The organism is Pseudomonas sp. IPO3747 (genome assembly GCF_013385245.1).
Classification (GTDB): Bacteria; Pseudomonadota; Gammaproteobacteria; order Pseudomonadales; family Pseudomonadaceae; genus Aquipseudomonas; species Aquipseudomonas edaphica.
In genome coordinates this window covers 125,521-140,364 of record NZ_JACAQL010000024.1, presented here as the reverse complement: position 1 = coordinate 140,364, position 14,844 = coordinate 125,521, and the positions used below count along the sequence as shown (strand labels likewise).

General features: G+C 60.9%; 11 protein-coding genes and 4 pseudogenes. 7 read left to right on the top strand and 8 right to left on the bottom strand.

Going from position 1 to position 14,844, the window contains the following annotated elements:
• The first annotated feature begins 186 nt into the window (after nt 1-186).
• On the top strand, nt 187-381 hold the full coding sequence (locus HX790_RS25555) for a hypothetical protein (RefSeq protein ID WP_010211349.1): 195 nt from the start codon (nt 187-189) through the stop codon (nt 379-381).
• A 90-nt stretch (nt 382-471) separates the two neighbouring features.
• Nucleotides 472-654, top strand: a complete 183-nt coding sequence (locus HX790_RS25550; protein WP_017135285.1) for a hypothetical protein — start codon at nt 472-474, stop codon at nt 652-654.
• A gap of 31 nt (nt 655-685) precedes the next feature.
• On the opposite strand, the gene HX790_RS25545 is transcribed toward HX790_RS25550, so the two are convergent.
• Both HX790_RS25545 and HX790_RS25540 read right to left on the bottom strand, forming a co-directional pair.
• The gene (locus tag HX790_RS25545) at nt 686-1,753 is read right to left on the bottom strand and encodes an AI-2E family transporter (protein ID WP_017135286.1); all 1,068 of its coding nucleotides are present in this window, start codon (nt 1,751-1,753) and stop codon (nt 686-688) included.
• A 93-nt stretch (nt 1,754-1,846) separates the two neighbouring features.
• A pseudogene (locus tag HX790_RS25540) lies at nt 1,847-2,293 on the bottom strand (thioredoxin family protein); the annotation flags it as partial.
• A 266-nt stretch (nt 2,294-2,559) separates the two neighbouring features.
• Between HX790_RS25540 and yegQ the strand changes: the two are divergent.
• A complete protein-coding gene (gene yegQ / locus HX790_RS25535) occupies nt 2,560-3,873 on the top strand; it encodes a tRNA 5-hydroxyuridine modification protein YegQ (RefSeq protein ID WP_138454146.1) in 1,314 nt (437 codons plus the stop codon).
• A gap of 65 nt (nt 3,874-3,938) precedes the next feature.
• On the opposite strand, the gene HX790_RS29950 is transcribed toward yegQ, so the two are convergent.
• The 3 genes and pseudogenes from HX790_RS29950 to HX790_RS25525 all read right to left on the bottom strand — a co-directional run bounded on the left by HX790_RS29950 (nt 3,939) and on the right by HX790_RS25525 (nt 7,184).
• Nucleotides 3,939-4,694, bottom strand: coding sequence for a methyl-accepting chemotaxis protein (locus tag HX790_RS29950; protein WP_371318509.1), 756 nt, complete (start codon nt 4,692-4,694; stop codon nt 3,939-3,941).
• A gap of 102 nt (nt 4,695-4,796) precedes the next feature.
• Nucleotides 4,797-5,618: pseudogene (locus HX790_RS29945) on the bottom strand (cache domain-containing protein); the annotation flags it as partial.
• A 246-nt stretch (nt 5,619-5,864) separates the two neighbouring features.
• Nucleotides 5,865-7,184 carry a Na+/H+ antiporter family protein gene (locus HX790_RS25525; protein WP_169987274.1) on the bottom strand — a complete coding sequence of 440 codons (1,320 nt, stop codon included), beginning with the start codon at nt 7,182-7,184 and terminating at the stop codon, nt 5,865-5,867.
• 308 nt (nt 7,185-7,492) lie between these two features.
• On the opposite strand from HX790_RS25525, the pseudogene HX790_RS29940 reads away from it, so the two are divergent.
• Together HX790_RS29940 and HX790_RS29935 are read left to right on the top strand one after the other, a co-directional pair.
• Nucleotides 7,493-8,782: pseudogene (locus tag HX790_RS29940) on the top strand (HAMP domain-containing protein); the annotation flags it as partial.
• A gap of 348 nt (nt 8,783-9,130) precedes the next feature.
• Nucleotides 9,131-9,640 (top strand): annotated as a pseudogene (locus HX790_RS29935) (methyl-accepting chemotaxis protein); the annotation flags it as partial.
• Nucleotides 9,641-9,749: 109 nt separating this feature from the next.
• Here HX790_RS29935 and HX790_RS25515 read toward each other — a convergent pair.
• From HX790_RS25515 to HX790_RS25505, 3 genes are read right to left on the bottom strand one after another with little or no spacing between them, the layout of a single operon-like run.
• Nucleotides 9,750-11,063 carry a sensor histidine kinase gene (locus tag HX790_RS25515; RefSeq protein WP_099550064.1) on the bottom strand — a complete coding sequence of 438 codons (1,314 nt, stop codon included), beginning with the start codon at nt 11,061-11,063 and terminating at the stop codon, nt 9,750-9,752.
• Complete coding sequence (locus HX790_RS25510; RefSeq protein WP_017135293.1) at nt 11,060-11,728, bottom strand: response regulator transcription factor; 669 nt, start codon at nt 11,726-11,728, stop codon at nt 11,060-11,062. The genes HX790_RS25515 and HX790_RS25510 overlap by 4 nt, the downstream gene beginning before the upstream one ends.
• The gene (locus HX790_RS25505; RefSeq protein WP_017135294.1) at nt 11,728-12,051 is read right to left on the bottom strand and encodes a PepSY domain-containing protein; all 324 of its coding nucleotides are present in this window, start codon (nt 12,049-12,051) and stop codon (nt 11,728-11,730) included. Before HX790_RS25505 ends, HX790_RS25510 begins: the two co-directional genes overlap by 1 nt.
• A gap of 171 nt (nt 12,052-12,222) precedes the next feature.
• Here HX790_RS25505 and HX790_RS25500 point away from each other — a divergent pair, with 171 nt between their 5' ends.
• Nucleotides 12,223-13,302, top strand: coding sequence for a patatin-like phospholipase family protein (locus tag HX790_RS25500; protein WP_176992419.1), 1,080 nt, complete (start codon nt 12,223-12,225; stop codon nt 13,300-13,302).
• A gap of 258 nt (nt 13,303-13,560) precedes the next feature.
• Complete coding sequence (locus HX790_RS25495; protein ID WP_176992418.1) at nt 13,561-14,766, top strand: integrase arm-type DNA-binding domain-containing protein; 1,206 nt, start codon at nt 13,561-13,563, stop codon at nt 14,764-14,766.
• Nucleotides 14,767-14,844: the final 78 nt, after the last annotated feature.

Genomic DNA, 14,844 nt, shown 5'->3' with positions numbered 1-14,844 from the left:
GGTTTTGCCTGAAAAGCCCGGTTTTATCATGCCAAGGTCGCTATGAGGACAATGCCCGAGCCGCAATCCCACATCATGACGGTCAAATGTCCACTTGCTTGACCTGGGCCTGCGCTGTCATGTTTACGTCACTCAACGGTCTCACTATCGAGCGGTCCACCCAATAACAATTAAGGACGACTGACCATGCCCACGCAAAACCCGCACCGCACCGCTGGCCTGTGCACTTCCAGCAAGGTCTACAGCGCACTTACCGAACTCAAGCACCTTGAGGGCCACCGCAGCGCAAAATTTCTCGCGCTGCTGGCAGAAAACCTGGTGCGCAAAGGCCTGCTCAGCGAGCAGGAAGTGGTGAACATGCTCGATCAAGTAGTGGATTGACGCCTGGCGTTAATGTTGACTATCGAGAAGGGTGATTTTTCCTACGCGCCATCAGCCCGTAAGGTGACCCCCATACCTTTGGAGGTGCCTATGCCTACTGTTCAAATCATGTCCGTTGTCGGCAGTGCCGTCCCCGCCCCACTCCGGGAGCTCGGGTTGCTGGCCTGCTGGTATGTGGTACGCGATGGCGAAACCATCAGCGGCCCGCTCACCTCGCTGTCCGCTGCGCAACAACAGCAACAGCAGGTGTCGAACTTCAGGCTCCATGCCTGAAGCCTCTGGCCTGAAAACTCACGCCTGAGAACTAGGGCAATGGCAGTTTGACCCGCGGCTTGCTTTCGACAAACAACGCCCAACTGGACATAAACAGCGCCGCCACCAACGGCCCGATCACAAAGCCATTCAAGCCAAACACCGACAGGCCGCCCAAGGTCGAGATCAGGATCAGGTAATCCGGCATCTTGGTGTCTTTGCCCACCAGGATCGGGCGCAATACATTGTCCACCAGCCCGATCACGAACACGCCGAACAAGCCCAGTACCACGCCCTGCCAGATCGAACCGCTCAACAGGAAGTAGGCGGCCACCGGCCCCCACACGATCCCAGCGCCGACGGCTGGCAGCAACGACAGAAACGCCATCAACACCGCCCAGAGCAACGCGCTGGGAATGTCCAGAAACCAGAAGATCAAACCGCCCAGCGCACCCTGGGTCACGGCGACCAACACGTTGCCCTTGACGGTCGCACGTACCACCCGATTGAACTTGAGTTGCAACCGGCGCTTTTGCGGCTCGGCCAACGGCACCGCCGTACGTACTTTGCGCACCAGTTCCGGGCCGTCACGCAGCAGGAAAAACAGCAGGTACAGCATGATGAAAAAGCTCACCAGGAAATCAAACGTGCCCTGGCCGAAGCTGAACGCCTGGGTGGCAAAGAACTGGCTGCCTTGCATGGCGCTCTTGACGATCTTTTCCCGCAGCCCCTCCAGGTTACCCATGCCGAAGCGGTCGAGCAGATGCTGGAAATAAGGCGGCAGGATGTTCTTGAACTGTTCGATATACCCCGCCACGTCCAATTTGCCGCTTTCGATATTTTTATAGAGGGTGGCGCCCTCTTGCACCAGCAGCACGCTGGTGATGATCACCGGCAAAATTGCGATCACCAGGCATACCGTAAGGGTGGCCAGGGACGTCAGGTTGCGGTTCCAGCTGAAGCGTTGCTGCAGGCGCCGCTGCATCGGGGCGAAGATGATGCCAAGGATGACCGCCCAGAACACCGCGCCATAGAACGGCAGCAATATCCAGATAAAGGCGATGGTCACCAGGGCCAGCAATAACAGCAGGGTTTTGAATTGAAGGTTGGTTTGGTTCATGTCCGGTCCATGTCAGAAAAGCAGAGGGCCTTCAGCGGCCCTGTTGCTTAGTCCGCGGCAGAACCTGGGAGTGCCCTTCAAGCGTAGACCGCCTCATTGAATCGCCCTGGCCTCATTCAACAGTACTTCAATCACCTGTTCCTGAGCCTCGTAGCGTCCCTCACCGAAGTGGCTGTAACGCACGTGCCCCTTGGCATCGATCAGGTAGTGGGCCGGCCAATATTGGTTATCGAAGCTGCGCCAGATCGCGTAGTTATTGTCGATAGCCACCGGATAACCGATGCCCAGCTTGCGCACCTGTTCCTTGACGTTGGCCGGGATGTGCTCAAACGCGTATTCGGGCGTGTGTACGCCAATCACCACCAAACCGTCTTTTTCGTAGCGTTTGGCCCAGGTATTGACGTAGGGCAGCGCACGCCGGCAGTTGATGCAGTCATAGGTCCAGAAATCCACCAGCACTACTTTGCCTTTGAGCGCTTCAAGGCTCAGAGGCGGTGAGTTGAGCCATTCGACCGCTCCCGCCAGCGACGGCGTGGCACCCGCAGGTTGCTTGCTCTCGCCACTGGCCATCCAGCTTGCGGTCAGAGCGAAAGCCAGCAGCAGGCTGGTAAACAGGAATGTGATAGGTCGCATGGTGATTACCTTGTCGAGTCGCAGAGTGCCTATTGAAACCCTCTGAGGTATCACGCCTGTGTCGAACGGCACCCGCCGATACACAGCGATACAAAACCCGCAAAAGCCCGACCTGGATCAATAAATGCGTGTGCCAGCTCCTTTACGCTCGCGACCTTTTGCGACCCGAGCCCATGCCCCCCGTGATTGCCCCCGAACTACTCGCCCCCGCCGGCACCCTGAAAAACATGCGCTATGCCTTCGCCTACGGCGCCGATGCGGTCTACGCCGGCCAGCCGCGCTACAGCCTGCGGGTGCGCAATAACGAGTTCGACCACGCCAACCTCGCACTCGGCATCCAGGAGGCGCATGCACTGGGCAAGCGTTTCTACGTGGTGGTCAACATTGCCCCGCACAACGCCAAGCTCAAGACCTTCCTCAAGGATTTGGCCCCGGTGATCGCCATGGGGCCGGACGCGTTGATCATGTCCGACCCAGGCTTGATCATGCTGGTACGCCGTCACTTCCCGTGCGTGCCGATTCACTTGTCGGTACAGGCCAATACGGTGAATTGGGCCAGCGTCGAGTTCTGGCAACAGCAAGGTATCTGCCGGGTAATTCTGTCGCGGGAATTGTCACTGGAAGAAATCGGCGAAATCCGCCAACAGGTGCCGGCCATGGAGCTGGAAGTGTTTGTGCACGGCGCCCTGTGCATGGCCTATTCCGGGCGCTGTTTGTTGTCCGGCTATATGAACAAGCGCGATGCCAACCAAGGCACCTGCACCAACGCGTGCCGCTGGAAATACTCGGCCACGCCGGCGGTGGAGAACGCCACGGGCGATATCGTCCAGCAGTGTGAACCGACCTTGGGTATCGGCGCGCCGACCGATCAGGTGTTCCTGCTGCAGGAAGCCAACCGCCCGGATGAGCAGATGCCCGCCTTCGAAGACGAACACGGCACCTACATCATGAACGCCAAGGACCTGCGCGCCGTGCAGCATGTGGAGCGCCTGGCGCACATGGGCGTGCATTCGCTGAAGATCGAAGGGCGCACCAAGTCCCACTTCTATTGCGCGCGCACCACCCAGGTGTATCGCCAGGCCATTGACGATGCGGTGGCTGGCCGTGCGTTTGACCGCAACCTGATGACTGATCTTGAGTCCCTGGCCCAACGCGGCTACACCGAAGGTTTCCTGCGCCGCCATGTGCACGACGAATACCAGAACTACCAGAACGGCAGCTCGGTGTCGGAGCGCCAGCAGTTTGTCGGCGAATTGACCGGCGAGCGCCGGGGCGAGCTGGCCGAGGTCAAGGTGAAAAACCGCTTTGCCGTGGGTAATCATCTGGAATTGATGACACCGGCCGGCAACTTTCACTTTGACCTGACCAACCTGCACAACGCCAAGGGCGAGGCCATAGACGTGGCGCCGGGGGATGGGCACACGGTGTATGTGCCACTGCCGAGCGACATGGACCTGCGCTTCGGCCTGCTGATGCGTGACGTCTAACACAGGGGCGGTGACAGGCCTATTTGTATCAGCGCCGGGCAAACATACGCTGAGGCCAGGGTTGATCAGATCCTGAACTGCCCCACCAACTGCCCCAGGCGCTGGCCCAGGTCCGCCAGGCTGCGCGAGGTTTGCGCGCCCAATTGGGTTTCATCCGCCACGCTGTCCACCGCCACGGCAATCTGATGCACGCTGCGGTTGATCTCTTCGGCCACGGCGGTCTGCTCTTCGGCGGCGCTGGCGATTTGCGCGTTCATCGAGTTAATGGTGCCGATCAACTGCGCCATGGTGTCCAGCGACGCGCCGGCTTGGTTGGCCTGGGCCGAAGTGCCATCACCGGCATCGCTGGAGCGGCGCATGGCATCCACGGCGGCGACGGTGCCTTTTTGCAGGCGGTCGATCATGCCCTGGATTTCCTGGGTGCTGGTTTGCGTGCGACTGGCCAGCGCACGCACCTCGTCGGCGACCACGGCAAACCCGCGACCAGCCTCGCCTGCCCGTGCGGCTTCGATGGCGGCGTTGAGCGCCAGCAGGTTGGTCTGCTCGGCAATCGAGCGGATCACGCCGAGCACGCTGACGATCGACGACACGTCCTGCTGCAAGCTGTCGAGGGACACGCCGCTGCTGCGGATGTCGTTCACCAGCGCATGGATCTGCGCGATGCTGCCATCCACTACCCGCTTGGCGGCCTGGCCTTCGGCATCGGTCTGTTGCGCGGCCACCGCAGCGCCTTGGGCACTGCGCGCCACTTCGTGGGCCGCCGAGGACATTTGGTTGATCGCGGTGGCCACCTGATCGGTCTCGTGGCGCTGGCGTTCCATGGCGGTTTCCGAGCGCTGGGCCTGATCGGACACCTGGCTGACCAGCCCGGTGAGTTGCGCGGTCATCTCGGTGATCTGGCGCACCAGGCCGTGGATCTTGTCGACAAAGCGGTTGAACGCGCCGGCCAAGTCCCCCAACTCATCCTGGCTGGTGATGGCCAAGCGGCGGGTCAAGTCGCCCTCGCCCGCGGCGATATCGTCGAGGTTGGCTTTCATCAGGCTCAGTGGGCGCAAGATGGTATTGGCCACCAACATGCCCACTGCAGCAATCACCAGCAGCACCACCACCGCCACGCCAAGGATGCTCAGCAGCACGCCTTCCATGCGTTTTTCGACCTTGGCCTCGACCACCGCCACCTGGGCTTCGATGCCATCGAGGTTCACCGACGTACCAATCACCATGTCCCACTTGGGCAAGTATTCGGTGTAGCCAAGCTTGGGCACCAGTTCGGTCTGGCCGGGCTGGGTCGAGCTGTATTGCAGGTAGTGGGTGCCGTCCTTGCCGACCTTGACCAGGTCGCGGTTGACGTAGACACCGTTGGGGTCACGGTTGTCCTTGAAGCTCTTGCCTACGCCGTCCGGGCTGTTGCCCTTGAACAGGCGGATGGTCTCGGAGTCGTAGCCGAAGAAGTAGCCGTCCTTGCCGTAGGTGGTGTTGGACAACAGTTTGACTACCTGCGCCCGCGCCGCCGTGTCGCCGGGGGCGGCCGCGTCGTAGAGCGGCTTGATGGTGGTCATCGCCACTTCCACATAACTTTGCAGCGTGGCCTTGGCGTCATTGAGCAGGCGCTGGCGGGTTTCATCCACCTCATTGCGCGCCTGGCCCTGCAGGATCCACACCGTGGTCAGGCTGATGACCACGGCAAACAACAACACAGGCACGACGGCCAGGGACAGGACTTTGGCCTTCAAACTCAGACGCATGGCTTTTCTCTCTTATTCGTGGCGACTTGAGAGGTTAACGGCCAGTGGCGAAATATCTGTAGGACACCTTGGCTGAGTGGCGACTGGACTGTTGTGGCGAACAGGCTTGCCCTGCGTTGGGCTGCGTAGCAGCCCCCTTTTCAGGCGCCGTAACACGCCAGGTAGATCGAGGTGTCTGGATGCAGGACCGCTTCGCGCTCCAACGCAGGGCAAGCCTGCTCGCCACAATTGAACCTGTTCCAGATACTAGAGGGTCATCGCGGCAAACCAGCCAAACGCCAGCAACGGAATGTTGTAGTGCAGGAAGGTCGGCACCACGGTGTCCCAGATATGGTGATGCTGGCCGTCAATATTCAGGCCGGAAGTCGGGCCGAGCGTGGAGTCCGACGCTGGCGAACCGGCATCGCCCAGCGCCCCCGCCGTACCCACGATGCACACAATCGCCAACGGACTGAAGCCCAGCTGCACACACAACGGCACAAAAATCGCCGCCAGAATCGGCACCGTAGAAAATGACGAACCAATGCCCATGGTCACCAACAGCCCCACCAGCAACATCAGCAGCGCGCCCACACCACGGCTGTGACCAATGAATGCCGCCGAGGCTTCCACCAGTGAGCGCACGTCACCGGTAGCCTTGAGCACTTCGGCAAACCCCGATGAGGCGATCATGATGAAGCCGATCATCGCCATCATCTTCATGCCTTCGGTGAACAGGTCGTCGGTCTCGCGCCAGCGCACAATGCCCGACACCGAAAAGATCAGAAACCCAGCCAGGGCGCCGATGATCATCGAATCCAGCCACAGCTGAATGATAAACGCCGAGGCAATTGCCAGCCCGGCCACCAGCAGGGTCAGCGGGTTGTACTGCACGGCTACTTGCTCGACGCGCTCGATTTTTTCCAGGTCATACACACGCTTTTTGCGGTAGCTGATAAACACCGCCACCAGCAGGCCCACCACCATGCCCAACGCCGGCAAACCCATCGCGTGAGTGACGTTGACCTGGCTGATGTCCACGCCGCTCTTGGCCACGTTGGCCAACAGGATCTGATTAAGGAAGATATTGCCGAAGCCCACCGGCAGGAACATGTAGGGCGTGATCAGGCCGAAGGTCATCACGCAGGCGATCAGCCGGCGGTCCAGTTGCAGCTTGGTCAGCACGTAAAGCAGTGGCGGCACCAGCAGCGGGATAAACGCAATATGGATCGGCAGAATATTCTGCGAAGCAATCGCCACCACCCACAACAGACCAATCAGCAGCCATTTGACATGACTTCCGCCGGTGGCTTCCTGGCGATCGACCAACAGCAGCGCCTTGTCCGCCAAGGCATGCGCCAGGCCGGACTTGGCAATCGCCACCGCGAAAGCGCCGAGCAAGGCGTAGGACAACGCCACGGTCGCGCCGCCGCCCAAGCCGCCGTTAAAGGCCTTGAGCGTGGCCTCGATGCCCAACCCGCCGGTCAAGCCACCGACCAGGGCGCCGACGATGATGGCGATGACCACATGCACACGGGACAAACTGAGCACCAGCATGGTGCCGACCGCGGCGATGACTGCGTTAATCATGGTTACCTCAAGCAAAAAACATAAAAAACAGACAGGCCCGCGACCGGGCGGCCATCAAGTGGCGTCCGTGTGCAGGCTTTAAGAGGTCTTATTAGAGGGCGCGCACTTTGCCGCAGGCGGGCCGTCATGTCAAAAACTGTGGCGAGGGAGCTTGCTCCCGCTGGGCTGCGCAGCAGCCCCAAAAAAACAGGAGCGCTGCGCACTGGAGCGCCAGCGGGAGCAAGCTCCCTCGCCACAGAATAAAGAAGCGTGAAAGGCAGCCGATACAAAGGCTCTCTGTGTTTTCAGGTTAAGGATGCTCCTAGATGTCGCTTAGACAGCTCTCCATTCAATGGAAAATCACCCTGCTCGCGGGCCTGTGCCTGCTGGGGATCGTGACCCTGCTGGTGGGTCTGTCGCTTTTTCGCATGGAGCAGAGTTCACAGCAGGTCAAAGCGTCCAGCATGCAGATGCTCGACGCGTCCGCCCAGGCGCGCATCGAGGCCCAAGGTGAAGTGCAGGCGCTGGGCATTCGCCAGCAATTCATGGACGCCTACCAGTACGGCCATGGTTTTTCGCGCCAAGTGTTGTTTTTGCGTGAGCAGGCGGAAAAACGCTTCCTCGACGCCTTCGATACCCGCGAAGACCTGACCCGCCAAGTCAAGGCCGCCCTGCAAGCCAACCCCGATCTGCTCGGCCTGTCGTTGGTGTTTGAGGCCAATGCGCTGGACGGCAAGGACGAGTTGTTCGCCAATCAGGCAGAACTGGGCAGCAACGACAAAGGCCGCTTCGCCCTCTACTGGTCGCAGCCCACACCCGGCAAACTCACCTCCATGTCACTACCCGAAAGCGACATGGCCGACATCAGCGTCGGCCCCAGCGGCGAAAAGGCTAACGCCTGGTTCACCTGCCCACGCACTACGCTGAAACCCTGCGTGATCGAACCGTACTTTTATGTGATCGACGGGCAAAACGTGCTGATGACCAGCATCGTCTTCCCGTTGATGGTCAACGGCAAAGTTATTGCCTCGCTGTCGGTGGACATCAACCTCAACAGCCTGCAGGCCGTGAGCCAACAGGCCAGCCAGAAGCTGTATGACGGCCAGACCCAGGTCAGCATCCTCAGCCCCACCGGTTTGCTCGCAGGCTACAGCCCGGACGCCGGCAAACTCAGCCAGCGTCTGGATCAGGTCGACAGCGCCAGCGGCGCGCAACTGATCAGCGTACTGGCCAGTAACCCTCAGACCAGCAGCCTGCGTACCGACCATCAACTCAAGGTGCTGGCGCCCTTCGCGCCGATTCCCGGCGGCAAGCCGTGGGGCGTGTTGCTGGATGTGCCGGAAAAAGTCCTGGTCGGCCCCGCCGAAACACTCAAGGCGCAGTTGGACGCGGACAACGCCCGTGGCACGCTGCTGGAACTGAGCCTGGGCCTGCTGGCGGCCGTGGTTGGCTTAGTGCTTGTGTGGCTGATGGCCCGCAGCGTGACCCGGCCGATCCTCGGCGTGGCACGCATGCTCGAAGACATCGCCAGCGGCGAAGGTGACCTCACCCGCCGCCTGGCCTACGACAAACAGGATGAACTGGGCCAACTGGCCGGCTGGTTCAACCGCTTCCTCGACAAGCTGCAACCGATCATTGCCCAAGTGAAACGCTCCGTGCAGGACGCCCGTGGCACTGCCGACCAGTCCGCCGAAATCGCCACGCAAACCAGCGCCGGCATGGAGCAGCAATACCGTCAGGTCGACCAAGTGGCCACCGCCTCCCACGAAATGAGCGCCACCGCCCAGGACGTCGCCCGCAGTGCTGCCCAGGCGGCACACGCCGCACGCGATGCCGACCAGGCCACACGCGACGGCTTGAGTGTGATCGACCGCACCACCACCAATATCGGCAACCTGGCGGCGGATATGAGCACCGCCATGGCCCAGGTCGAAGGCTTGGCGGCCAATAGCGAGAAGATCGGTTCGGTGCTGGAAGTGATTCGCGGCATCGCCGAGCAAACCAACCTGCTGGCACTCAACGCCGCCATCGAAGCCGCCCGCGCCGGTGAGGCTGGGCGTGGTTTTGCGGTGGTCGCCGACGAAGTACGCAACCTGGCGCAGCGCACCCAGGAGTCGGTAGAAGAAACCCGCCTGGTGATCGAGCACCTGCAAAGCGGCACCACCGACGTGGTTGGCTCCATGGGCAATAGCTATCGGCAGGCCCAAGGCAGTGTCGAACAGGTCGGCCAGGCGGTCACCGCCCTGCGTCAGATTGGTGAGGCGGTCACGGTGATCAGCGACATGAACCTGCAAATCGCCAGCGCCGCCGAACAGCAAAGCGCCGTGGCCGAAGAGATCAACAGCAATGTGGCGACGATACGGGATGTGACTGAATCGCTGTCGGAGCAGGCGAATGAATCGGCGCGGGTGAGCCAGGCGTTGAACAGCCTGGCGAATCAGCAGCAGGGGTTGATGGATCAGTTTCGGGTGTAATGATCGTTCCCACGCGTGGGCGCGCCTCCTGTGACGCTCCGCGTCGCCCGTCGACAGCGGGACGCCGAGCGTCCAAGGCGGCGTTACCACGCAGAGCGTGGGAACGATCTCAACGCTTGGGTAATTCGATCAGCACCTTGAGCCCGCCCAGCTCGCTGTCCTGCAACCGCAACGTACCACCCCACACCTCGACAATATCTCGCACGATCCCCAGCCCCAGGCCATGGCCGTCAATCTGCTCATCCAGACGCGCGCCCCGGCTGAGCACTTGCTCACGCTGAGCCGGCGGGATGCCGGGGCCGTCGTCTTCGACTGCCAGCAGAAAGCTGCGCGGGGTTTCGCTGACCGTCAAGCGCACGTCGGCATCCGCCCATTTGCAGGCGTTATCCAGCAGGTTGCCGAGCAGTTCCAGCAGATCTTCGCGGTCCCAGGGCAATTGCAGGCCGGGGTCGACGTGGTAGCTCAAGTCCAGGTGTTCACCGTGGATCATGCTCAAGGTGGCCAGCAGGCCGGGCAGTTCTTTTTCACAGTCAAACAGCGCGCCGGGCAGGGTTTCACCGGCCAGGCGGGCGCGGTTAAGTTCGCGGTTGAGACGTTGTTGCACCTGGTCAAGCTGCTCGCGCAGCAGCTTGCCGATTTCGGGGTGGTCCTTGAGCGCTTCACTGGAGGCTGCACTCAGTAGCACCGCCAATGGGGTTTTCAGCGCATGGCCGAGGTTGCCCAAAGCATTGCGTGAGCGCTTGAGGCTGTCTTCGGTATGGGCCAGCAGATGGTTGATCTGCGCCACCAACGGCTCCAGTTCCAGCGGCACTTGGGTATCAAGTTGCGAGCGCCGGCCCTGTTGCAGTTGGGCAATCTGGTTGCGTGCCGTCTCCAGCGGGCGCAAGGCGCGGCGCACGGTGACCCGTTGCAGGATCAGCACCAGTAACAGCGCCGCCAAGCCGATGATCAGGCCGATCTGGCGCATCAGGCGAAAGCTTTCGCGCACGGGCGTGTAGTCCTGGGCCACGCTGATGGAAATTGACTGGCCGAAACGCTTGTAGTCCGAACGCAACACCAGCAGTTGCTGGCGTTCCGGCCCCAGTTGCAGGTTGCCCTTGAGCCCCGGCTCGGTCAGGCGCGGCAGTTCCTGGTCCCACAACGAGCGGGAGCGCCATTGAACGTCGGCAAAATCGATGCGGAAATAATGCCCGGAAAACGGTCGCTGATAGGCCGGTGACAGACGCTGCTCATCCAAATGAACACCCTCCGGCCCACGCACCAGTGCTGCCAGCAGGTTCTCGCTGTCGTTGCGCAGCCCGGCTTCCAGGTAGCGCTGCAAACCGGCCTCGAACAACCACAAACTGGTTTGCGCCAGCACCACGCCCACCACCACCATGACGCTGATCAGACCCAGGCTCAAACGCCGTTGAATCGACCTCATGCCGGGGCGGCGCCAAACCGGTAACCCTGGCCACGCCGGGTTTCAATCACACTGCGCCCCAATTTGCGGCGCAGGTGGTTGACGTGCACTTCCAGCACATTGGAGTCGCGCTCGGTTTCGCCGTCATACAAATGTTCGGCCAGATGGCTTTTCGACAGAATCTGCTCCGGGTGCAGCATGAAGTAGCGCAGCAGGCGGAATTCAGCGGCGGTCAGCTGGATCTCGTCGCCATCGCGCAGCACACACTGGCGCCCTTCATCCAGGTGCAGGCCGGCGGCTTGCAGCGTCGGCTGGTTGGCCTGGCCGTGGGAACGGCGCAGAAGCGCCTGGATGCGCAGGTAGAGCTCTTCGGGGTGAAAGGGTTTGCTCAGGTAATCGTCGGCGCCGGCCTTGAGCCCTTCGATACGTTCGGCCCAGGAATCGCGCGCGGTCAGCACCAACACGGGCGTGGCCAAGGCCGCGGCGCGCCATTGCGCGAGCACCTCCAGGCCCGGCAGGCCCGGCAAGCCGAGGTCGAGGATGATCAGGTCATAGGGTTCGCTGCGGCCTTGATACGCGGCGTCGCGCCCATCGGCCAGCCAGTCGACCGCGTAGCCCTGGCGCTGCAGACCGGCCAACAGTTCATCAGCCAGCGGTACGTTGTCTTCCACCAGAAGCAGGCGCATCAGTCGTCTTCCTTATCTTTGAGCAGCTTACCGGTACTGGCGTCGAGCTCGATTTCGCGCACCACGCCTTCGACGGTCAACAGTTCGATTTCGTAGATATAGCGCACCGAGCGATCCTTGTGCTCCTCAAGCTCGGCGTCCAGCAGCTTGGCACCCGGGTAGCGCTCCAGCGCCGGCCCCAGCAACTGTTCCAGCGGCGCGATGACGCCCTCCTGACGCAATCGCAGGGCTTCATCCTGACCAAGGTCATGGGCTGACAGGCTGGCGCTGCTCAGAAGCAATACCAGCGCCACCTGACTGCCCGCGCGTAGATTTACCTTCATTACGTATCCTGATGTTCCTTGAGGGCGGCCCGATGCGGGACATGGGCCACCACGGTACCCGTGACAACTTAACTGAAACTGAATTGCCACCATGGCAATTTTCCATCGGCAACCTTACCCATCGCTGCAAGAATTCTCTTATATTGCCTGTTCGCTGCAACCGAGACCTGTATGACTGCCATCCACATCAAGTTTCCCGCGCTGACCCTCAAGGCCGGCAAACGCGCTTTCACACGCATTCGCGAGCAAGGCCTTGCGCCGGCGGATGTCGGTATCCTACCCGGTGCGGCCGGTGGCCCCAAGGCGTTGGGCATTCAAGGCCTGGACCTGGCGCTGTTCGGCGATTGGCTGCCACGCGCGCCGCGTGAGCGTGCACTGATCGGCGCGTCCATCGGCTCCTGGCGGTTTGCCAGTGCGTGCCTGCCCGACCCGGTGCAAGGCTTGCTGGACCTCGGCCGCTTGTACAACGAACAACGCTTTGCCAAGGGCGTGACCATGGCCGAAGTCAGCCACAGCTGCCAGCGCATGCTCGACGACCTGTTGGCCGGCCGCGATGCGCGGGTGCTGGACAACCCCGACTACCGCCTGAATATCATGGTGGTCAAGAGCCACGGCCTGCTCGCCGATGACCACCGTGGGCGACTGGGGCTGGGCCTGTCGTCGGTGATTGCCGACAACCTGCGTGGCCGTGCGCGGCTGTCGCGGCATTTTGAGCGGTTGATCATCCACGACCCGCGCCAGGCGCCACCGGTGCATGCGCTGACGGACTTTCCCTCGCGCGTCCTCGACCTGCAGCTGGGCAACCTGCGCCAGGCGCTGCTGGCCTCCGGTTCCATCCCCATGGTGATGCAAGGCGTGCGCGACCTGCCCGGCGCAGGCACGGGCACTTACCGCGACGGTGGCCTGCTGGACTATCACCTCGACCTGCCCTATCACGGCGACGACATTGTGCTGTACCCGCATTTCACCGACCGGGTGATCCCCGGCTGGTTCGACAAGGGCCTGCCGTGGCGACGCAGTAATCCACAAGGCTTGCAGGATGTGCTGCTACTGGCGCCCTCCAAAGACTACCTGGCCCGTCTGCCCCATGGGAAATTGCCGGACCGCAGCGACTTCAAGCGCTTTATGGGCGATGACTCTAGCCGCAACAAATACTGGCAAACCGCGATGAGCGAAAGCCGACGGCTGGGGGATGAGTTCCTGCAACTGGCGGACAATGGTGGGCTGGGCGAGCGGCTGCAAGCGCTGTAACCCAGCGGTATGCGCGGCAGAGGATCAAACTGTTAAACTCGACGCCTGCCAGATACCTGACCGAGCTGAAAATACTGTGGAAATCTTCAAAGATTCCACGGTAGCCTCCCGCCTGAAACCACCCCTTCCCAATTCCCTCCGTACAACCCAACAAACAAAAGCATTTGAGTATCACCGCGTACCACACGATACCTTCCCAATGGCAATTAGTTAGTACATCATCCAGTACATTGAAAATGGTTTTGAGAGGATGTACTAGTGGCACTCACGGACACAGCGGCCAGACAGGCCAAGCCAAAGGAAAAGGCATACACCCTCCCCGACTCCCTGGGTCTTTCGCTTTACGTGGCGAACAGTGGAATTAAAAGCTGGCACTTTCGGTTCACATGGCTTGGAAAACAGGCAAGGATTTCTTTTGGAACATACCCGGAAACGGGCCTGAAGGAAGCGCGCTCTCGCAGAGATGAGGCGCGGGAAGACATTGCGCGCGGCGTAGATCCGCGCGAATCGAGGAAGGAGAAGAAGGCAGGACTGATTGAGGCCGGCGGCCGCACATTCCGCCGCGTGTACGATGAGTGGCTGGCATTCAGGAAGGGCAGCATATCGCCGGGCACGTACCGGATCATCAGCAATTTGATGGAGCTGGACGTGCTTCCAACATTTGGCGGGCGGCAGATCGACGCCATCAAGCGCGCCGACGTGATCGGGCTGATACGGCGCATCGAAAAGCGCGGCTCTGTAGTCACGGCGGTAAAGGTTCGGCAGCGGATGGGCCAGGTGTTCAGCTATGCGATCGCCACCGGACTGATTGAATCGAACCCTACAGCTGAGATGCACGCCGTCACCGAGAAAGGCGCGCAGAACCGGCCTCATCCATTCTTGCCGTTCAGCGAACTACCCAAGACCATCGCCAGCATTCAGCAGTGCGTGTCAGGCCACCAGTTGCGGTCAGCGATCATGCTGATGATTTACACCGCATCACGCCCGGGCGAGGTCAGGCACGCAGAATGGTCTGAAATCGATCTTGATGCCGCGATCTGGACAACGCCGGCAGCGAAGATGAAGGCGCGGCGCGAGCACGCGGTACCGCTGCCAACTCAGGCCGTCGAATTGCTGAAAGACATGCTACCCATAACCGGCGGGCTTAGGTATGTCTTCACTAATCGCAGCGACCCTACAGCACCGATCGGAACCAACTACGCCAACAACGTCATGGAACTGTGCGGGTTGACTGGCAAACAATCACCCCACGGATTCCGCCACCTCTTCTCCACTGAGATGAACGGGCGCGGATATAACCGGGATTGGATTGAGCGCCAGCTTGCGCACGCAGACAGTAGCTTCATTCGTGACGTATACAACCACGCCGCATACTTGGAGCAGCGTAGATCCATGATGCAGGAGTGGGCTGACCTTGTGACGCCAAATCCCAAGCACCCCATGCTGAGGGCTTTATACTCCTAACTTACTGTTTTATATGTATAAAATACATTTTTTAGCATGACAAATCATCCGTATTTTTGTGCTTACGCAAACGAAAAC